We start from the raw sequence: 19,666 nt of genomic DNA on the forward strand, positions 1-19,666 counted from the left end.
CACCGGGTACGCTCCTGACAGGCAGGTTTATTCATGACTGAGGCAACCCAACCCATCAAGCGCCGTGCCATTGCGCTGGTATCCGGCGGACTGGATTCCATGCTGGCTGTGAAGGTAATGCAGGAGCAGGGTATCGAGGTGGAAGGGGTGAACTTTTTCACCGGCTTCTGCGTGGAAGGGCATACCCATGCCATCCGCAAGAAAGACAAGGACAAGGAAAAACGCAACAACGCCTTGTGGGTGGCCGAGCAGCTTGGTATCAAGATGCACATCATTGATATCTCCGAGGAGTACAAGGATGTGGTGCTCAATCCCAAGCACGGTTACGGCGCCAATCTGAACCCCTGTCTGGACTGCAAGATCTTCATGGTCAATCAGGCTACCCTGATGATCAACAAGGCACGGGAATTTGCCGGTGATCGTGGTTTTGATTTCATTGTCACCGGTGAGGTGATCGGTCAGCGCCCCAAGAGTCAGCGCAAGGAAACCATGCCGATCATCAGTCAGGAGTCTGGCGCTGATGATCGCCTGCTGCGGCCCCTTTGTGCCCGGAACCTGCCGGCGACTCTTCCCGAGCGGGAAGGCTGGGTGAATCGTGACGAGCTTCATGACTTTTCCGGCCGTAACCGTAAACCGCAGATGGCACTGGCCAAGAAGTTTGGGCTGGATGACTTTGCCCAGCCCGCCGGTGGCTGCTGTTTCCTGACCGACGAATCCTATTCCAATAAGCTGGCGGATCTGTGGAAGGCCCGTAACGAGCGCCGTTACGAGCTGGATGACATCATGTTGCTCAAGGTGGGGCGGCATCTGCGTCCTCAGCCTCACTACAAGCTGATCATCAGCCGTGAGGAGGGGGAGAACCGCTTTCTGGAAGGGTATCGCTACATGTTTACCAGTATCACCACGGTGAGCTGCCCGGGGCCGCTGGCACTGGTGGACGGCAACTTTGAAAATGATGACGAGCTCCACCAGGCTGCCGCCATTGTGGCCCGTTATTCGAAAGGCCGCGTGCTGGATGAGGTGACCCTGGAAATCCGCCAGGCCGATGGCGTGGCTCGCCAGGTGACGGTAAAGCCGGCGTTGCCGGATGACGTGCCGGTATCCTGGAATGTGGGCTGAGGTGACATCATGACTGATCCGATTCATGAACTGGATACGCGCCGTCTGTTGTGCCCGATGCCGGTCATCAAAACGCAGAACAAGGTGCGAACCCTGAGCACAGGTGATTGTCTTCGCGTCATCAGCACCGACCCCGGATCCTTGAATGACATTCCTGCCTGGTGCCGTATTAACGGCCACGAGGTGCTGGAAACCGGGGAGCAGGGCAACGAGGTATTTGTTGTGTTGCGGGTGGGTGAGGATAATGGTGCACTGTTTTAGTGCTGTGCACCGCCGTGATGCGCTATTGTGGTGCGCAATGTTGGTGCTGCCTGCCGTTGCCCCTTGTATTTCGGCTTGATGCGCTAAAAAAGGGCTGGCATGGTATTTGCCTCCCTATTGGCATTGCTGGCCGTCTGGCCGAGAATACCGGCTCTCTGTGTTGCTCCATGCCGGTGCAACAGAAAGAGCCAGAGATAAACCCGCTGTTCCTTAGGAGGACGCACGATAATGTCTGAGAAGACCCTCAAACTGATCAAAGAAAACGATGTGAAATGGGTGGACCTGCGCTTCACCGATAGCCGTGGTAAGGAGCAGCACGTAACTCTGCCTGTGGGTGAGATCGACGAAGATTTCTTCACCGATGGCAAGATGTTTGACGGTTCTTCCATCGCTGGCTGGAAAGGCATTAACGAGTCCGACATGGTGATGATGCCTGACGACTCAACCGCCGTGCTGGACCCGTTCACTGACGTGGCCACCCTGAATCTGCGTTGCGATATTCTCGAGCCGAACACCATGACCGGTTACGAGCGCGACCCGCGTTCCGTTGCCAAGCGCGCTGAAGAGTACCTGAAGTCCACCGGTATCGCTGACACCGCCCTGTTCGGCCCTGAGCCGGAGTTCTTCGTGTTCGATTCCGTGCAGTGGAAATCCGACATGCAGGGTTCCATGTACAACATTCACTCCGAAGAAGCGGCGTGGGTGTCCCACGAAGACTTCGAAGGTGGCAACATCGGTCACCGTCCGGGTGTGAAAGGCGGTTACTTCCCGGTTCCGCCGGTAGACAGCCTGCACGATCTGCGTGGCGCTATGTGTTCTGCCATGGAGTCCATGGGCCTGAACATCGAAGTGCATCACCACGAAGTGGGTACTGCTGGCCAGTGTGAGATTGGTGTTGGCGCCAACACCCTGACCAACAAGGCTGACGAAGTTCAGATCCTCAAGTACTGCGTGCACAACGTGGCTCACGCCTACGGCAAGACGGCTACCTTCATGCCCAAGCCGCTGATCGGTGACAACGGCTCCGGTATGCACGTGCACGTATCCCTGGGTAAAGATGGCAAGAACCTGTTCGCTGGCGACGGCTATGCAGGCCTGTCCGACGAAGCCCTGTACTTCATCGGCGGTATCATCAAGCACGCCCGTGCCCTGAACGCCTTCACCAACGGTTCCACCAACTCCTACAAGCGTCTGGTGCCCGGTTTCGAAGCCCCGGTAATGCTGGCCTACTCTGCCCGTAACCGTTCTGCTTCCATCCGTATTCCGTTCGTGAGCAGCGCCAAGGCCCGTCGTATCGAGGCGCGCTTCCCTGATCCGTCTGCCAACCCCTACCTGTGCTTCGCCGCACTGCTGATGGCTGGCCTGGACGGCATCAAGAACAAGCTGCACCCTGGCGATGCCATGGACAAGGATCTGTACGATCTGCCGGCTGAAGAAGCGAAAGACATCCCGACCGTGGCTCACACCCTGACCATGGCGCTGGATTGCCTGGAAGCTGATATGGACTTCCTGACCGAAGGTGACGTGTTCACCAAGGACATGCTGGAAGGCTACATCGACCTGAAGCGTGGTGAGATCGAGCGTCTGAACATGACCCCGCACCCGGTTGAGTTCGACATGTACTACTCCTGCTAATTTCCCTTCGGGAAAAGCAGTAGTGAAAAAGCCCCCGCTTGTCGGGGGCTTTTTTGTGGCCGCTCTGCGGCTGCATCACGCTTCACGCAACATGCTGCACGCCAATCCCCAGCCCCAACCCCGGGCTAGGGGGGTGGCTGGGGCTCACCGCGGGCCGGGATGGGGCTGATCTTTACTGATCATGCAGCAAATTGAGCAATTAGGCCTTCCCTGTTGTCGAATCAGAAGACAGAATCGGGGTATAGAGTCATGGAGACGGTTATGAAAAAGCAATGGGGATGGGTGTTGGGGCTGGTGGCGTTGTCGGCGTCAGTGGTAGCTGCCGAGGCAGGCGACAAGCCGGCCAGCGGCATTTATCGCAGTGTGGATGCCAATGGCAATGTGGTATTCACTGATCAGCCGCCGGAAAGCGGCGAGGCGGAAGAAGTCCACTTGCGCAAGCTCAACACCGTGCCCACAGAAAAAATGAGGACTGTCCTGGATTCCGGGGAGGAAGAGTCTGAGCCGGCGAAAAAGGCGCAGGGCTACAGCTCCCTTGAAATTACCTCTCCGGAACATGAGGCAACGATCAGAAATCCGGATTCTGCAGTCCAGGTATCTGTTGCACTTGAGCCGTCGTTGCAGTCCGGTGACAGCATGGTCCTTTACGATAACGGGGTGGCCCAGCCGGGTATGGCGCTGGAAATGCCGGAGCGAGGCGTTCATAGCCTTCAGGTGAAAGTGGTGGATGAAAACGGCGTGGAAAAGATTGCCTCCCCGGTCATCGAGCTTTATGTGCATCGCAGTACCGCCAGTGACTTCCGTCGCCGTCCGGATGCCAATGGCGCAACCGCGGATGTGGGCGGTGCGGCCGATCGGGGCAACGCAGCCAGTGTTGGTGGTGGCGCCAGCGTGGGTGGTGCTGCCAGCGTAGGAGGGGCGGCGGATCGCGCCCGCCCGGCCCGTCCTGCACTGCCTCGTCCCACGCCAAGGAACTAATTTGCACCCATTTGGTGCAAAGTTGCCTCCCTTCTCGATACACTCTCCTTCAGATGCGTCTTGAAACGCGTCATTGAACCTGAAACCGGGCGATTTAACGGTGCGCGCAAGGTGGCCTGATAATTGCTTATGCCCTGTTATGGGCCAATAGTCGAAGGATGGTGTCATTTTGCACAAACGGTTACTGGATCACCTGCGCACAGCGGTGGTGATGCTCGATAGTGAGCTTCGCGTGCGCTATTTGAATCCTGCAGCAGAAATGTTGCTCGCAACCAGTGCTGTGCGTGCCATTGGTCAGCCCCTTCCTGACTATTTCTACGATGACGAAGAGGCGCGTGGTGCACTTCAGCAGTGCATACAGGATGAACATCCCTTCACGCGGCGAGAAGCGCGGCTTTCGGTGGCGCCGGGGTATGAAGTGACGGTGGATTATTCCGTCAGCCCCATCAATGAGTCAGGCCAGCCGCTGTGTCTGCTGCTGGAACTGCAGGCATTGGACCGACTGCTTCGCATTACACGTGAAGAAGCCCTGCTGCATGCTCATCAGGCTACTCGTGCGTTGGTGCGCGGGGTGGCTCACGAAATCAAGAATCCTCTGGGGGGGATTCGTGGTGCTGCCCAGCTGTTGGAGCGCGCGCTGCCCGATCCGGAGCTGACCGAGTACACCAAGGTCATCATCGATGAGGCTGACCGCCTGCGAAATGTGGCCGACCGTATGCTGGGGCCGCGCAAGCCGCCCGAGTTCCGGCCGGTGAACGTGCATGAATGTCTGGAGCACGTTCGTCAGTTGCTGTTGGCGGAGCATCCCAGTGGGGTGGCGATCTGGCGCGACTATGACATCAGTTTGCCGGATGTGGTGGCCGACAGGGATCAGCTGATCCAGGTGCTGCTCAATCTGATTCGCAATGCCACCCAGGCCCTGCTGGAGTCGGCCACCGAGGATGCCCGCATCATCATGCGCACCCGGGTGCTCCGTCAGTTCACCATTGGCGCCTTGCGCCACCGATTGGTGCTGCGGGTCGATGTGGTCGACAACGGTCCGGGGATTGATCCGGAAGTGCAGGAAACCCTGTTCTATCCCATGGTCAGTGGCCGGGCTGCCGGAACCGGGCTGGGACTGTCCATTGCCCAGTCCATCATCAGCCAGCATCACGGCCTGATTGAGTGCGAGAGTGCTCCCGGTGAAACCGTTTTCAGTATCCTGCTGCCCATGGAGCAGCCGGAGGAAGTCGAAAAAGAGATCAGTGCGTTATGAATGAAATAATGGGAAAGGCACGGAGAGGCAGGTCATGAGTGTAAGTATTTGGGTTGTGGATGATGACCGCTCGATTCGCTGGGTTCTCGAGAAAGCCCTGAGCCAGGAAGGATATGCAGTTACCTGCTTTGAAGATGGCGATGAAGCGCTGAACACCCTGGAAGAAGGGGGCGCTGAGCCCGACGTGCTGATCAGTGATGTGCGTATGCCGGGAACCGATGGCCTGCGTATGCTCAAGATCCTTCAGCGCAAGAATCCGGATTTGCCAGTGATCATCATGACCGCTCACTCGGATCTGGATTCGGCCGTGGCGTCCTATCAGGGCGGTGCGTTCGAGTATCTGCCCAAGCCGTTTGATGTGGATGAGGCTGTGGCTTTGGTACGCCGTGCTATCAAGCACCGGGAAGAAACCCAGGAAGGGGTGCCGGCGGCGGTGGAAGAAGCGCCCACAGAGATTATTGGCGAAGCCCCCGCCATGCAGGAAGTGTTTCGGGCGATTGGCCGGCTCAGTCATTCCAATGTGACGGTGCTGATCAATGGTCAGTCCGGCACCGGTAAAGAACTGGTGGCCCGGGCGCTGCATCGCCATTCCATGCGGCGCGAGAAGAATTTTGTGGCGCTGAATATGGCCGCCATTCCCAAGGATCTCATTGAGTCGGAGCTGTTCGGTCATGAAAAGGGCGCCTTTACTGGCGCTAACAGCCAGCGGGTTGGTCGTTTTGAGCAGGCCAACGGGGGCACCCTTTTCCTGGATGAAATTGGTGATATGCCGCTGGAAGCGCAGACTCGTCTGCTGCGGGTGCTACAGGAAAACGAATTCTACCGGGTGGGCGGCACCACTCCCATCCAGGTGGATGTGCGTATCATTGCCGCTACTCACCAGGACCTGGAAAAACTGGTGAAAGAAGGCGACTTCCGTGAGGATTTGTTTCACCGCCTCAATGTGATTCGCATCCACATTCCACAGCTTTCAGAGCGCCGTGAAGATATTCCGCGGCTTGCCAATTACTTTTTGCAGCGCGCAGCCAATGAGTTGGGCGTGGAGCCAAAAGTGCTGCACAAGGATACGGAAAAATATCTGGCCGCCCAGGCCTGGCAGGGTAACGTGCGGCAACTGGAAAATACCTGCCGCTGGCTTACCGTGATGGCCTCGGGCCGTGAGGTGCTGGTGGATGATCTGCCGCCAGAACTGAAAGAGGTGGTTTCCAGCAAGGGCGGTGATGTCAGTGGCGACTGGCTCAAGTCGTTGCGCAATTGGGCGGACCGCGCCTTGTCCCAGGGCGAGCGTGGCATCCTTGAACAAGCGGTGCCCGGCTTTGAGCGCACCATGATCGAAGTGGCCTTGCAGCACACCGGCGGCCGCAAGCGCGACGCCGCGGCCTTGCTGGGATGGGGGCGCAATACGCTGACTCGCAAGATCAAGGAACTTGATATGGAGAGTGAGTTGGGCGGGGATGACGATTGAGAGGCAGTTAACAGTTAACAGTTAATAGTGAACAGTTAACAGCGGCGCGATAGCGCGTCGTTGTTACTTCCAGGAAGGAGGCCGCGACCATGTTTTGGTGCGGCCTTTTTTCGTTTTAAAGATAAGGAAAAAGCAAAACAAATACTTGACAGGTTATGCCGGTCGCGCAGCGTTCACTGTTCACTGTTCACTGTTCACTGTTCACTGTTCACTGTTCACTGTTCACTGTTCACTGTTCACTGTCATTCATAAACCCGCTCACTCTCCAGGCTCTCAATCTTCCAGTCGCCATCCTCCAGCACCCAGTGGCTGTCCACCTGATAACTGTCGGCTTTTTCCGGCAGCACATTTCTGCCTCCCCATACCAGGGCGGTGAAGCGGGCGCGGGCGGTTTTTCCGTTGGGGGCGGTGTCAATACGGATGCCTGCCAGTGTGACTTGCCGCTTGGGGTAACGGAAGAACAAGCCAACCAGGGTGCGCTGTTGTGTTTTGCTGTCCATGCTCTCGCCGCGATGGACCACGGCCGAGTCGGTCAGCCTGTCCAGTATGGTGCCGGTGTCTCCGGCTTCAACCGCCTCTTCCAGTTCCGTCAGGGCGGCCTTGATGGCTTCCTCCGGCGGGGATTGCTGGCAGCCGCTGATCAGCAGTTGCAGCACTATGATCAACAGGTATGCTGCTGTTTTTGGTCGGGATAACGTTGCACCCATGGCCCTGTTTCCTTTTATTGACTGTCACCACGCGTTTTACCTGCCGGTCGGTGATGGTCATCAGTTGTATGTGGAAGAAAGTGGCAATCCTGACGGGGTGCCAGTTGTCGTCCTGCATGGTGGCCCTGGCGGAGGGAGCTCTCCTGTTCAGCGCCGTTTTTTTGATCCCCGGGAATTTCGCATTATCTTGCTGGATCAGCGTGGTGCGGGTCAAAGCCGCCCATTGGCCGAGACCCGCAACAATACCACGATGCATCTGGTGGCAGATCTTGAGGCGGTGCGCGCCTATCTCGGGATTGATCGCTGGCTGCTGTTTGGCGGCTCCTGGGGGGTGACTCTGGGTCTGGCGTACGCGGTGGCGCATCCTTCCCGGGTGCTGGGGATGGTGCTGCGAGGCGTGTTCCTGTGTCGACAGCAGGACATGGACTGGCTGTACACGGCCAGTGGTGCTGCCAGACTGTTTCCGCGGGAGTGGAAAGCGGTCAATGCGCCGGTGGCGGCGTTCCCGGGCAATCTGCTCGAGCGTTATGCCGAGGGGTTGGCCGGGCCGCAGGCCCGTGAGTTTGCCCGCCACTGGTGTAACTGGGAAGCGGTGCTGGCAGGGATGTCGCCACTGCCTGCCGGGCCGGGCGGGGATGATGAGCTGTGCATGGCCACCCAGGAGGTGCATTACTTCCGTCATCAGGGTTTTCTCGAGCAGCCCTTGCTGGATGCATGTGCAGGCATTGTCTTGCCTGTGGAAATTATTCACGGCGACCGGGATTTTGTCTGTCCGATGGATCAGGCAGAAACCCTGCACGAAATACTCCCCAACAGCGTGCTGACCAAGGTGGCCGGCGGTGCTCATTCGGCCTCCCATCCTGCGATTGCCGATGCGCTGGTGGAGGCGGTGAAACGGATACACAAAAGGGTGATGGCGTGAAGGTGTTGATTCAGCGGGTGGCGCAAGCGCAGGTCCAGGTGGACAAGGTGACGGTGGGTGAAATTGCGCATGGACTGTTGTTGTTGATCGGGATCGAGACCCATGACGAAGAGACTTCGGTGGCGCGGATGGCGCAACGTATTGTGGGCTACCGGATCTTTGCCGACACGGAGGGGAAAATGAATCTGGACGTACGCGATGTGGGCGGCTCACTGTTGGCGGTATCTCAGTTCACCTTGGCGGCGGACACCCGCAAGGGGCGCCGTCCGAGCTTCTCACGGGCAGCCGATCCGGAGCAGGGACAGCGGCTGTATGACCATGCGGTGTCCTGCCTGCGTGCTGAGGGGGTGGATGTGGAAACCGGGATTTTTGCGGCAGATATGCAGGTTTCTTTGGTCAATGATGGCCCTGTGACCTTTTTACTGGAGTCGTGACGGAGTGACACATTCGTGTTGCAAAGGTGTCACCCTTGTTTATGATGAGATCAGTTGCCTGGAAAGGGTGACGGGGAGAGCACCGGTGGATTGCCCTATATCTGCCGTGCGATGCAGGCTAGCCTGATCTGCATCCCCAGGGATGATTTTATAAAAACGTGGAGGTATTCAGGATGAAAAAGACTTTGATTGCTGCTGCCATGCTGGGCGCATCTTCTTCTGCCATGGCTGTGGCGCCGGGTGGCCCGGGCTGTGGTTGGGGTAACCTGCTGTTTGAAGGCCAGTCCGGTATGCCCATGCACCTGCTGGCGACCATCGTGAACGGTACTTCCGGTAACGCCACCTTCGGCATGACTACCGGTACCAATGGTTGTGACACCAGTGGCGCACTGACCTACAGCGGCCAGAGCCTGCTCGGCATGACCGGTGTGATGGAAGAAGTGGCCCAGGATATGGCCACCGGTGAAGGCGAAGCCCTGACTGCCCTGTCTGTATCCATGGGTATCGAGGCCTCTGACCGTGCACACTTCAATGCGGTAATGCACGAAAACTTTGCAGCCATCTTCCCGCATCAGGACGTGACTGCAGAAGACGTCATGGCGTCCATCACTGACGTGATGAAGAAAGACCAGAGCCTGTCCAAGTACCTTGTGTAAGGTCTACTTTCAGGTTTGAATCAAAGCCCCGCTTCGGCGGGGCTTTGTTTGTCTGGCATGCTTGCCGGATTGCTGATTACTTGCCGGTCTGACGGATCTTTTCAATGCGTGCGGTTTTCCTGAGTTTGCTGTTGTGCTGGTGCGCAACCGTTTCTGCTTCTCCTTCTGACAAGGAACTTGCCGCGCAGCCTCGCTGGCAGGCGTTGTTGCATATCAATCCCGGTGCAACCCTGCGTGATCGTCATCGCAGTTATGTGGATGATGAGCAATTCTTTTTTTCTGATGTCGGCGCAGATGATCCCCTGGCGGAACTGGTTGCCAGCCGGGAGGCATTGGCGCCTGCAGGGGCTGAGGCCCGCTGCCGTTTTCCTGCCCGCTACCGTTTCTTTTCCGCGCAGCTGGGCTGGCAGGATGCTGCGCCCTTGGCGCACTGTGACGATTATCAGGAGTGGCGCCAGGCCGTGACGGCCAGCCGGGCGGTGTTGGTCTTTCCTGCCGCCTACCTGAACAGCCCCTCTTCCATGTTTGGACACACCCTGCTCCGTCTGGATCAGGGGGAGGATGCGTCTGTCTGGTTGTCCTGGGCGGTGAATTTCGGCGCCGTTGCCATGGCAGACGACAATTCACTGTTTTATATCTATCGCGGCCTTGCCGGGGGGTATCCCGGCCGTTTTGCGTTGGTGCCCTATGTGCAGAAGATCCAGGAATACTCGCACATGGAAAATCGGGACATGTGGGAATACACCCTGGACCTGGATCAGCAGGAAATGGACTGGCTGATTGAGCACCTGTGGGAGCTCAAGGATATCAATTTCGATTATTACTTCTTTGATGAAAACTGCTCGTTCAGGCTGCTGGAGCTGATGGAGGTGGCCCGGCCGGGCTCCCATTTGCTGGACGACCTGCGTTTCGCGGAAGTGCCGGTGAATACCGTGCGGGCCCTGGATGACGCCGGTTTTATCAGTGAGCGCCACTATCGCCCTTCCAAAGCCGTTGAGCTGGATAACCTGCGCCAACAGTTGAGCGGGGCCCAGCAGGCTCTGTCTCGTCGATTGGCAGAAGACCCAGGCCTGCTGGAGAGCGAGGGTTTTCTGGCGGCCAGTGAGCAGGAGCAGTCGCTCATGGTCACGGTGGCCTATCGCTACCTGCGCCTCAAGTACCGCAAGGAAGAACGAACCGACAAGGTGGCGGGGGATTCCTTTGCCCTGCTTTCTGCCATGAACGGGCTACCTGCGGTGGAGATGCCGGAAACCGTGGATGCCCAGCCTCCGGAAAAAGGACACGGGACCCAGATGCTGGCGGCCAGCGGCGGCCAGCGTGATGGCAATCAGGACTTTGGTGAATTGAGCTATCGGCTGACTTATCATGATCTGTTGGATAACCCCTATGGCTTTCTGCGTGGTGCGCAGATCGAAGGGATTGACCTGACGCTGCGTAGTACCGATTCCGGCGACCCCAAGCTGGAAGAGTTGGGTGTGGTGAGCATTCGCTCCCTGGCACCCCGTAACCGCTTTATCAAACCTCTGAGCTGGTACGTGGAAGGTGGGCTGGAGCGGGCGTGGGCTGAACGCCGCAGACTGGTGCGTTATGTACAGGGGGGCGCGGGCGCCAGCTGGCTATGGGGTAACTGGCAGCCCTATCTGCTGTCCAGTTTCCGGCTGGAGAACAACAGTGCCTTCGATAGCTTTGTCACTCCCGGGGCCGGTGTGGATACCGGCTTGCTGTATCGCCGGGGAGATTGGCAGTGGCAGCTTGGCAGTGTCGGTCATTATTTTACCAATGACGTCTACCGTTACACGTCCACCTTTTCGGTGCAGTGGGCCATGACGCGACAACATGGGTTGCGGGCCTCCTTTGAACGGGAAGGCTGGCGTGGCGATGGCGAGAATGAGTTCAAACTGCAATGGCGATGGTACTTCGATTAATCGCAGTCGGGCTGGCGAGTTTGTGGCTGTCCGGTTGTAGCAAGCTGTTCTTCTATCCCATGTCTCCCTGGGTGCAGAACCCCGAGAATCAGGGATTGAAGTACGAGGATATCGTGCTGATACACCCGCGGGGCTTGCGCATCCATGGCTGGTGGCTGCCTGCGTCCGGCGATGAGCCCGTGCGCGGCACAGTCTACTATCTGCACGGTAACGCGCAGAACATCAGTACTCACCTGGCTAATGTGCACTGGTTGCCCGCGCGTGGCTACAACGTCTTTCTGCTGGATTATCGTGGTTACGGCCTGTCGGAGGGAAAGCCGCGTCTGCCAGAGGTTTATGCGGATGTACAGCTGGGGCTGGACTGGCTGCGCACCGCAAGGCGTACAGAGGGCCCGCTGGTGGTGTTCGGACAAAGCCTTGGAGGCGCACTGGCGACCACGGTGCTGGGAGAGCAAGACAATGCCCAGGCTGCTGATTGCGTGGTACTGGAGGCCGCGTTTGCCAGCTACAGGGACATTACCAGCGACATCATGAAAACCAGTTGGTTGCTGTGGCCTTTCCGTTGGTTGGTGGTGCCTGGCATGCCTGAGCGTGAACAGGACCCGGAGCAGCGGATTGTGGCCATCGGGCCGACGCCGTTACTGGTCATGCACAGTGATGAGGATGAGGTGGTGCCTTACGCCCACGGAGAGCGTCTGTACGCGGCAGCACAAGCGCCCAAAACTTTCCAGCCCCTGCATGGCAGCCACGGGCAGAGTACACGGGACCCGGCGGTACAGCAGCGTATTGTGGACTTTCTCGATGAGCAGGGCTGTGCCGCCCAGCCCCCCCAGCCCAGTGAGCCACCCGTCGCACCGGATACCCCGGACGCGCCGGTGTTGCCGCCGCTGGAAAACCCTGCGCCGCCAGGCAGCCCGGAGCGGGGCTACACTTTCTGATGATGGGGCGCTGGTCGGCGCCGACAGAAAGAGACTGGCTGCGTATCAGCAATCTCGCCACAGCACCCGGGGCGGGTAAGTCACTGCTGTCCCACGGTTTGTGTCTGCTTGACTGAGCACAGCGGGGCTGACATTCCGGCAGGGTCTTTCGTGATATGAAGACATGAATTGGCGACGAGCCAATTTTCAGATGCCGTTGCCCAGCTTCCGTAGGCTCTTCCCGGGTAGGCGCTTGCTTGCAGGCGAAGACGTGTTGGCAAGGGCCGAATTCGCTTGCAAGCAAGCTCCCACAAAGGAAGGGGGCCTGTCCCAAAGAGGGGGGGGCTGAAAATGTGGGGCAGCAGTGGGGGCAGGCCGCCACCATTGTCGCTATGGCGCGTCGGTGGCGGACTTCTTCTCGACCAGTCGGGCTGCCAGCAATCCCATTTCAAACAGGAACCACATGGGCAAGGCCAGCAGGGTCTGGCTGATCACGTCGGGAGGGGTCAGCAGCATGCCGAGCACAAAGCAGCCCACCACCACATAGGCGCGAGCGGCACTGAGCTTTTTCACTGTAGTCGCGCCGGTACTCACCAGAAGGACAATGGCGATTGGCAGCTCGAAGGCGAGGCCAAAGGCCAGAAAGAGCGCCAGCACAAAGTCCAGGTAGCTGCTGATATCGGTGGTCACGGCCACGCCTTCCGGAGCAATGGCGGTGAAGAACTGGAACATCAGCGGGAACACCACAAAGTAGGCAAAGCTGGCGCCGCCGTAGAACAGCATGACGCTGCTGGCCAGCAGGGGTACCGCCAGTTTCTTTTCATGCTTGTACAGACCGGGTGCCACGAAGGCCCATGCCTGGTGGAGAATGAAAGGCATGGCCACAAACACGCTCAGGTAGAGTGTTAGCTTGAACGGGGCCAGGAACGGCGCTGCCACACCCGTGGCAATCATGCTGGTGCCTTCCGGCATGGCTTCCATCAATGGCCGCGCGATCAGGGTGTAGAGTTCGCGGGAAAAATAAAACAGGCCGAGAAAGACGACAAAGACAGCAACCAGCGCCTTGAGCAATCGGTTGCGCAGTTCCAGCAGGTGGGCAATCAGTGGCTGGCCGGTATCGGTGCTGGCGTCAGTCATTGCGTGTCGGGTCCTGGGCGTCCTGGTTGGAAGGCGGCTGGATACGGTTTTCTTCGCTGCCTGCAGGCTGGCGAGCCCGGGCAATCTCGTCGGGGCTGAGCAGGCTTTCCCTGGCTTCACGGATGCTGGCTTCGTCCAGCCCCATTTCCCGCATCTGCTTCTCCATGCGTTCGCGCATGTCCTTGGTGACCGCTTCCTTTTCCAGTTCGTTCTTCAGGTTGTTGAACGTGGAGCGGGCACGACCCAGCCAGTGCCCCAGGGTGCGGGCCACGGTTGGCAATCGCTCGGGGCCCAGGACCACCAGACCGATGATGAAGATCAGGGTGAGTTCGGCAAAACCGATATCAAACATTGCAGCCTCGACCGGAATTCAGACGGTGGGTTACGCCTGATCCTTTTCTTTGGATTCTGTGGTGTTGGCTGTGGTTTTCTCGTCTTCCTCGGCAAGACGTTTCTGGTCCTGCTCTTCTTCGCCGTCTTTCATGGCGCTCTTGAACCCTTTGACCGCGCCGCCCAGGTCGCCGCCAATGTTGCGCAGTTTCTTGGTGCCAAACAACAGGACCACGATGGCGAGAAGGATCAGTAACTGCCAGATGCTGATACCGGATAACATGGGTAACTCTCCGCTTTATTAGTGTGTTGCCTGCGTCAGTGCTTGTGTGTGCGCGAGGCTTTTTCGTCATGGCCGGACAGGCCGAAACGGCGCTCCAGTTCTGCCAGGACCTTGTCCGGGTGCTCCCCCAGTTTGGCCAACATGACCAGACTATGGAACCACAGATCCGCGGTCTCGCTGATCAGGGCCTTGTTGTCGCCACTGATTTCCGCATCACGGGCGGCAAGAAGGGTTTCCACGGCCTCTTCGCCAACTTTCTCGAGAATCTTGTTGAGGCCCTTGGCATACAGGCTGGCCACGTAGGAGCTGTCCGGATCGGCGCCCTTGCGGGATTCCAGTACCTGATGAAGCTGGCTGAGAATATCTGACATAGTTGACGTTTTTCTGCAGGTTTTCAGTAAGTGGCATGAACGCTGCCGCTTCCGGCTTGCCGTGATGAGTGCGCCACGGCAAGGGATTTCACAGTCTAGCGCCGCCAGCCCCAGCTCACCAGTACCAGAGCTGCCGCAGCCAGCGGCCAGCTGTAAGGATTGGCCAACCACAGGGCGGCACCGGCACAGCCCAATCCAGACACGCCGGCCATCAACTTGTGACGATGGCGTACCAGTTGCTGTTCCAGCCGGGCTTCCAGGCGATCATGCTGGTAGGGCAGATCGCGCAGGGTTTCCAGTCCATCGCGCAGCAGGTCGGGCATGTCCGGCAGTTGGGCGGTCCATTCCGGTAGCCGGTTCTGCAGCTTCTTCAGGGTGGCGCTGGGGCCGTATTCGGCCATCATCCAGGCTTCCAGCAGTGGGCGGCCGGTGTTCCAGATATCCAGCTGCGGATAGATGCTGCGGCCCAGGCCTTCGATATGCACCAGGGTCTTCATCAGCAGGATGTACTGCACTGGCATCTCGATATGGTAATTGCGGGCCAGATCAAACAGCTTCATCACCAGTGGGGCGAACTCGAGCTGATCCAGCTGGGCTGAGCGAACCGGTTCCACCAGGTCGATCACAGCCCGCTCAAAACGGGGGCGATCAATGGGGGCGCGGTTCCAGCCGGCGCGGATTACCGCGTCCACCAGGCCGCTATAATCCTCGCGCATGACTGCCAGTACCATGCGGCCCAGTATATTCAGGTCCTCTTTCGACAACCGTCCGGCAATGGCTGCGTCCACCGCCATATACTGGGGCGATTCCGGATGTTCCGGGTTGACGAAAATGTTGCCCGGGTGCATGTCCGCATGGAACAGATTGAAGCGGAATACCTGTGAGAAGAAGATTTCCACGCCGCGTTCGGCCAGCACTTTTGGATCAATGCCGGCGGCCTTGATACGCTCGATATCATTCACCGGGATGCCGTTGATCCGGTCCATGATGATTACGGTGGCGCTGGAGTACTCCAGGTGAATGGCCGGGATGTAGAGCAGTGGGCTGAACAGGAAATGCCGGCGCATGGCTTCACTGTTGCGGGCTTCGGCGGCCAGGTCCAGTTCGCCAAGAATGATGTCGCGGTAGTCGGCCACCACCTGTGCCGGGCGGAAGTAACGGGCGTCACGCCACAGGCGTTCAAGCCAGCGGGCCCCGAAGGCCATGACTTTCAGATCCCGTTCCACCACCGGGCGAATGGTGGGACGCAGGATCTTGGCCACCACATGCTGGCCGTTCTTCAGTGTGGCCGGGTGCACCTGGGCCACGGATGCCGCGGCTAGGGGGGTGGTGTCAAAGTCTTCAAAGACTGCATCGAAAGGTTGGTCCAGGCTGGCTTCCACCAGGGCTCGGGCCTGCTCGCCATCAAACGGGGCGACCTGATCCTGGAGCCGTGCCAGGGCGGCGGTCCATTCCGGAGGCAGCATATCCTGGCGGGTGGCAAGCAGCTGGCCAAACTTGATAAAGATGGGACCCAGCTGCTCCAGGGCTTTCTGCAGTCGCTCACCCTCGCTGAGTTTGCCCGTGCCTATCCAGCTGGAGGGGATCAGGAAGGACAATGCAATCAGCAGGTTGCGCAATGGGTGGGCGGGCAGCAGAGCCAGCAGGCGGTAGCGGCACACCACATGGGTGACTACCAGAATACGGGTAACGGGGAGCATTAGTGATCAGGGCTCCCTGTGCGGGCGGCGTTGTCGGCGGCACGCAGGCGTTGGATCCGGGCGTCCAGCCGGTCCACATCCATACGCAGCTCATCCACGTCCTGACCAAACTCATAGACCTCGCGGCGCTGGGGGATGAGGCCGGATTCATTACCCACATAGTCGCCCAGCTGATCCACCAGTCGACCGGCGGCCTGCCTGGCCCAACCGAACAACTGGCGGGCGCCGTAGTCGATCTGTTGGGCCAGTTCAGAGCCGGTCAGCGGCTCGAGCAGGGCCCCCCAGTCGATGTGCAGCCCCTGGGCCAGCTCCTGCAGCTCCTGAAGCAGCTCACTGTTCCCGGTGATCTGCACGGGCCCACCAATAACCCCCGGGCGGGTGTTCCAGTCCAGCAGCTGGGCGGCCAGATCCATGGGGCTGCCCTTGACGGCCACATCTGCGGTGGCATCGCTGCGGTGGTACAACTCAATGCCGTCTTCCACGATCAGGGCGTACACCGCCATGGGCGGCAGGGTCACTTCAATGGCAACCAGGCGGCCTGAATGCATGGCCACTTTGGCCGCAGTGGCGGGATCGGTGCGCAAGGCTGTGTTGATGGCCCGTTCCACCGTGGCCAGGGCAGTGGTGGAGATCAGGCCGGGGGAGCGGGATTGGTCTTTCAGGCTCATCAGCAGCCCCCTAAAACTTGAAGCCGCGATGCAGGGCGACGATGCCGCCGAGCATGTTGAAATATTCGGTACGGGCAAAGCCTGCTTGATCCATCATCCCCTGAAGCGTGTCCTGGTCAGGGTGCATGCGGATGGACTCGGCCAGATACTGGTAGCTGTCGGCGTCGTTAACGATCAGCTTGCCCAGCTTCGGCCACACGGCAAAGGAGTAGGCGTCGTAGGCCTTGGCCAGTGCCTTATTGGTCGGGGTGGAGAATTCCAGTACCAGCAGGCGACCGCCAGGCTTGAGCACCCGCAGCATGGAACGCAGGGCGGCGTCCTTGTCGGTGATGTTGCGCAAGCCAAAGGCGATGGTGATGCAGTGGAAGGTGTTGTCTTCAAACGGCAGGCATTCGCCGTTCACCTGGGCTACCTGGGTGTTGTGGCTGCAGCCGGCATCAATAAGACGGTCGCGGCCAACTTCCAGCATGGCATCGTTGATGTCTGCCAGTACCACATTGCCGGTTTCACCCACCAGGCGGGAAAACTTGATGGCCAGATCGCCGGTGCCGCCGGCCAGATCCAGCACGGACTGACCGGGGCGGATGCCGGCCAGTTCAATGGTCATGCGTTTGAGGATGCGGTGGCTGCCCATGGAAATCAGGTCGTTCATCACATCGTACTTGCCTGCGACAGAGCGGAACACGCCGGCCACTTTCTGCTGTTTTTCCTGCCACGGTACCTGCTGGTAGCCGAAGTGTGTGACCTTATCGTTATCAGGCATGTTGAGTCTCAAACGGTGACGGGTGGTGATCGTAAACCCGGTCCATGATGGCCGATTCCGTAGCAGCCAGCTGCTCCAGCAGCAGGCCCACGCTGGGCACCGGCTTCATGACCCGGAAGCTGCGGTCCATGAAATCATACAGGTTCGAAAAGCCCGCCGCATGAACGGGTTTACGTACCATCCGGAAGGTGGTCAGCAGCATACGCGAACGGACGTAACGGTCCAGTCGATGGCCCAATTCAGCAACCAATTGTAGCTGACGCAGGCGGTCTTCGCGGTGATGATCCTGGCGGAAACCCTTGAGATAGGTCATTTCCGTGATCGGTTGATCCAGTTCCTCGCCGAGCAACTCGGTCACCGCCTCATCCAGCTCCTGGGTCAGGATGGCGGCCTCCAGGGCCGCTGCGGACGTGATCATGACCTTGTCCGGGAGCAGTTTCATGGCCTTGGGCAGGGCGCGGCGGATTTCCCGGGCCACGGGCAGCAGTTCGCGGCCGCCATACACCTCTTCCAGCAGAAAGCGGATGCCCTCGGCGGTGACCGGGTCTTCCAGCAGGTGAGCATGGGTGTTTTTCAGGCGCTCACCCTGCCAGTCCTGCAGGCGGCGCAAACGGGCCAGAAACACCGCATCGTCACCGTGCTGGCGCAGGGAAAAGAATCGATCGAGATAGTGTTGAAGCTGTTCGCCGGCAGTCATGAGTTTTCCTCCGGCGGGGATAATAGCAAAGGGAGACGCAAGCACGCACCACGCATCACGCTGGCACGCAGAAAGGCGTGATGCATGATGCGTGTTGCGTGCCGCGTTTACAGAATATACCGGCTCAGGTCTTCGTCATCGGCCAGCTCGCCGAGATAGCGATCCACGGCTTGCGCGTCCAGTACCAGCGGTTTGTCGTGGTACTGGGTGGCCAGGTCGTCGGCGTCGAAGCTGATTTCCTCTAGCAGCTTTTCCATTACGGTGTGCAGGCGACGGGCGCCGATATTCTCGGTGCGCTCGTTGACCTGCCAGGCCACTTCAGCGATGCGACGGATACAGTCGTCGGTAATTTCCAGGTTCAGGCCTTCGGTGTCCAGCAGGGCCTTGTATTGCTCGGTGAGCGAGCATTTCGGCTCGGTGAGAATGCGCTGGAAATCTTCCGGGCTCAGGGCGCTGAGTTCCACCCGGATCGGCAGGCGACCCTGCAGCTCCGGGATCAAGTCGCTGGGCTTGGCCAGGTGGAAGGCGCCAGAAGCGATGAACAGGATGTGATCCGTTTTTACCATGCCGTACTTGGTGGATACGGTGCAGCCTTCGATCAGCGGCAGCAGATCGCGCTGCACCCCTTCACGGGACACGTCGGTGCCACCGCTCTCGCCGCGCTTGGCCACCTTGTCGATCTCATCGATAAAGACGATGCCGTTGTTTTCCACGGCATCGATGGCCTGCACTTTGAGTTCGTCTTCGTTGACATGGCGGGCGGCTTCTTCATCGCGGATCAGACGGTAGGCTTCACGCACTTTGAGCTTCTGGGTCTTGCGCTGCTGGTTGCCACCCATGCGGGAGAACATCTGCTGCAGCTGGCTGGTCATCTCTTCCATGCCCGGCGGGGTCATGATCTCGATGCCGGCCGGGTTGGCGGCCACATCGATGTCGATTTCCTTGTCGTCCAGTTCCCCTTCACGCAGCTTCTTGCGGAAGATCTGGCGGGTGGCGTTGTCGGTCTTGCTCTGTTCCTCGCCGCGGGCACTGGGCAGCAGGGCATCAAGGATGCGTTCTTCGGCGGCGTCATCCGCCTGGCTGCCGACCCGGGCAATGGCCTTTTCTCGCAGTAACTTGATGGCCATTTCTACCAGGTCGCGAATGATGGATTCCACATCACGGCCCACATAGCCCACTTCGGTGAACTTGGTGGCTTCCACTTTCAGGAAGGGGGCATCGGCCAGTTTGGCCAGGCGCCGGGCAATCTCGGTCTTGCCCACGCCGGTGGGGCCGATCATGAGAATGTTCTTGGGCGCGACTTCGGCGCGCATCTCGGCGGGCAACTGCATACGCCGCCAGCGGTTGCGCAGGGCCAGGGCAACGGATTTCTTGGCGGCGGACTGGCCGACAATGTGTTTGTTCAGCTCCTGAACAATTTCGCGCGGGGTCAGGTTGGACATT

21 protein-coding genes are annotated in these 19,666 nt (G+C 59.1%); 11 read left to right on the forward strand and 10 right to left on the reverse strand.

Going from position 1 to position 19,666, the window contains the following annotated elements; genetic code table 11:
- The first annotated feature begins 33 nt into the window (after positions 1 to 33).
- The 6 genes from HF945_RS01425 (at position 34) to glnG (ending at position 6,713) form a co-directional block, all read left to right on the forward strand.
- A complete protein-coding gene (locus HF945_RS01425; protein WP_290524013.1) occupies positions 34 to 1,119 on the forward strand; it encodes a tRNA (5-methylaminomethyl-2-thiouridylate)-methyltransferase in 1,086 nt (361 codons plus the stop codon).
- 9 nt (positions 1,120 to 1,128) lie between these two features.
- Positions 1,129 to 1,380, forward strand: a complete 252-nt coding sequence (locus tag HF945_RS01430; protein WP_290524014.1) for a sulfurtransferase TusA family protein — start codon at positions 1,129 to 1,131, stop codon at positions 1,378 to 1,380.
- Between the two features lie 228 nt (positions 1,381 to 1,608).
- Positions 1,609 to 3,015 carry a glutamate--ammonia ligase gene (glnA, locus tag HF945_RS01435; protein WP_290524015.1) on the forward strand — a complete coding sequence of 469 codons (1,407 nt, stop codon included), beginning with the start codon at positions 1,609 to 1,611 and terminating at the stop codon, positions 3,013 to 3,015.
- Positions 3,016 to 3,276: 261 nt separating this feature from the next.
- Positions 3,277 to 3,993 (forward strand): DUF4124 domain-containing protein, encoded by a 717-nt coding sequence (locus tag HF945_RS01440; RefSeq protein WP_290524016.1) that lies wholly within the window; start codon positions 3,277 to 3,279, stop codon positions 3,991 to 3,993.
- A gap of 169 nt (positions 3,994 to 4,162) precedes the next feature.
- Positions 4,163 to 5,248: a nitrogen regulation protein NR(II) gene (gene glnL, locus HF945_RS01445; protein ID WP_290524017.1), complete on the forward strand. Its 1,086-nt coding sequence runs from the start codon at positions 4,163 to 4,165 to the stop codon at positions 5,246 to 5,248.
- Between the two features lie 34 nt (positions 5,249 to 5,282).
- Positions 5,283 to 6,713 (forward strand): nitrogen regulation protein NR(I), encoded by a 1,431-nt coding sequence (glnG, locus tag HF945_RS01450; protein WP_290524018.1) that lies wholly within the window; start codon positions 5,283 to 5,285, stop codon positions 6,711 to 6,713.
- A gap of 242 nt (positions 6,714 to 6,955) precedes the next feature.
- Here the strand turns inward: glnG and HF945_RS01455 are convergent, their stop codons facing one another.
- On the reverse strand, positions 6,956 to 7,369 hold the full coding sequence (locus HF945_RS01455; RefSeq protein WP_290525372.1) for a nuclear transport factor 2 family protein: 414 nt from the start codon (positions 7,367 to 7,369) through the stop codon (positions 6,956 to 6,958).
- A 49-nt stretch (positions 7,370 to 7,418) separates the two neighbouring features.
- On the opposite strand from HF945_RS01455, the gene pip reads away from it, so the two are divergent.
- The 5 genes from pip (at position 7,419) to HF945_RS01480 (ending at position 12,295) form a co-directional block, all read left to right on the forward strand.
- Positions 7,419 to 8,342 carry a prolyl aminopeptidase gene (pip, locus tag HF945_RS01460; RefSeq protein WP_290524019.1) on the forward strand — a complete coding sequence of 308 codons (924 nt, stop codon included), beginning with the start codon at positions 7,419 to 7,421 and terminating at the stop codon, positions 8,340 to 8,342.
- Entirely contained in the window at positions 8,339 to 8,776 is a 438-nt protein-coding gene (gene dtd / locus HF945_RS01465; protein ID WP_290524020.1) for a D-aminoacyl-tRNA deacylase, read from the forward strand. Before pip ends, dtd begins: the two co-directional genes overlap by 4 nt.
- Positions 8,777 to 8,949: 173 nt before the next feature.
- Positions 8,950 to 9,432: a DUF3015 domain-containing protein gene (locus HF945_RS01470; RefSeq protein ID WP_290524021.1), complete on the forward strand. Its 483-nt coding sequence runs from the start codon at positions 8,950 to 8,952 to the stop codon at positions 9,430 to 9,432.
- Between the two features lie 104 nt (positions 9,433 to 9,536).
- Complete coding sequence (locus HF945_RS01475) at positions 9,537 to 11,357, forward strand: DUF4105 domain-containing protein (RefSeq protein WP_290524022.1); 1,821 nt, start codon at positions 9,537 to 9,539, stop codon at positions 11,355 to 11,357.
- Positions 11,336 to 12,295: an alpha/beta hydrolase gene (locus HF945_RS01480; protein ID WP_290524023.1), complete on the forward strand. Its 960-nt coding sequence runs from the start codon at positions 11,336 to 11,338 to the stop codon at positions 12,293 to 12,295. The genes HF945_RS01475 and HF945_RS01480 overlap by 22 nt, the downstream gene beginning before the upstream one ends.
- A gap of 369 nt (positions 12,296 to 12,664) precedes the next feature.
- Here HF945_RS01480 and tatC read toward each other — a convergent pair whose 3' ends face one another.
- The 9 genes from tatC to hslU form a co-directional block, all read right to left on the reverse strand.
- Positions 12,665 to 13,411 (reverse strand): twin-arginine translocase subunit TatC, encoded by a 747-nt coding sequence (tatC, locus tag HF945_RS01485; RefSeq protein ID WP_290524024.1) that lies wholly within the window; start codon positions 13,409 to 13,411, stop codon positions 12,665 to 12,667.
- Positions 13,404 to 13,763 carry a Sec-independent protein translocase protein TatB gene (gene tatB, locus HF945_RS01490; RefSeq protein ID WP_290524025.1) on the reverse strand — a complete coding sequence of 120 codons (360 nt, stop codon included), beginning with the start codon at positions 13,761 to 13,763 and terminating at the stop codon, positions 13,404 to 13,406. The genes tatC and tatB overlap by 8 nt, the downstream gene beginning before the upstream one ends.
- A 30-nt stretch (positions 13,764 to 13,793) precedes the next feature.
- Positions 13,794 to 14,024, reverse strand: a complete 231-nt coding sequence (gene tatA, locus HF945_RS01495) for a Sec-independent protein translocase subunit TatA (RefSeq protein ID WP_290524026.1) — start codon at positions 14,022 to 14,024, stop codon at positions 13,794 to 13,796.
- Positions 14,025 to 14,059: 35 nt separating this feature from the next.
- Positions 14,060 to 14,395 carry a phosphoribosyl-ATP diphosphatase gene (locus HF945_RS01500; RefSeq protein WP_290524027.1) on the reverse strand — a complete coding sequence of 112 codons (336 nt, stop codon included), beginning with the start codon at positions 14,393 to 14,395 and terminating at the stop codon, positions 14,060 to 14,062.
- A gap of 95 nt (positions 14,396 to 14,490) precedes the next feature.
- Positions 14,491 to 16,095 carry an AarF/UbiB family protein gene (locus HF945_RS01505; protein WP_290524028.1) on the reverse strand — a complete coding sequence of 535 codons (1,605 nt, stop codon included), beginning with the start codon at positions 16,093 to 16,095 and terminating at the stop codon, positions 14,491 to 14,493.
- On the reverse strand, positions 16,095 to 16,763 hold the full coding sequence (locus HF945_RS01510) for an SCP2 sterol-binding domain-containing protein (protein WP_290524029.1): 669 nt from the start codon (positions 16,761 to 16,763) through the stop codon (positions 16,095 to 16,097). Before HF945_RS01510 ends, HF945_RS01505 begins: the two co-directional genes overlap by 1 nt.
- Positions 16,764 to 16,773: 10 nt before the next feature.
- A complete protein-coding gene (gene ubiE, locus HF945_RS01515; protein WP_290524030.1) occupies positions 16,774 to 17,526 on the reverse strand; it encodes a bifunctional demethylmenaquinone methyltransferase/2-methoxy-6-polyprenyl-1,4-benzoquinol methylase UbiE in 753 nt (250 codons plus the stop codon).
- Positions 17,519 to 18,223, reverse strand: coding sequence for a hypothetical protein (locus tag HF945_RS01520; RefSeq protein ID WP_290524031.1), 705 nt, complete (start codon positions 18,221 to 18,223; stop codon positions 17,519 to 17,521). Before HF945_RS01520 ends, ubiE begins: the two co-directional genes overlap by 8 nt.
- A 107-nt stretch (positions 18,224 to 18,330) precedes the next feature.
- Positions 18,331 to 19,665: an ATP-dependent protease ATPase subunit HslU gene (gene hslU / locus HF945_RS01525; protein WP_290524032.1), complete on the reverse strand. Its 1,335-nt coding sequence runs from the start codon at positions 19,663 to 19,665 to the stop codon at positions 18,331 to 18,333.
- Between the last annotated feature and the right edge of the window lies 1 nt (position 19,666).

The sequence above is a fragment of the Alcanivorax sp. genome (assembly GCF_017794965.1).
Lineage (GTDB): Bacteria > Pseudomonadota > Gammaproteobacteria > Pseudomonadales > Alcanivoracaceae > Alcanivorax.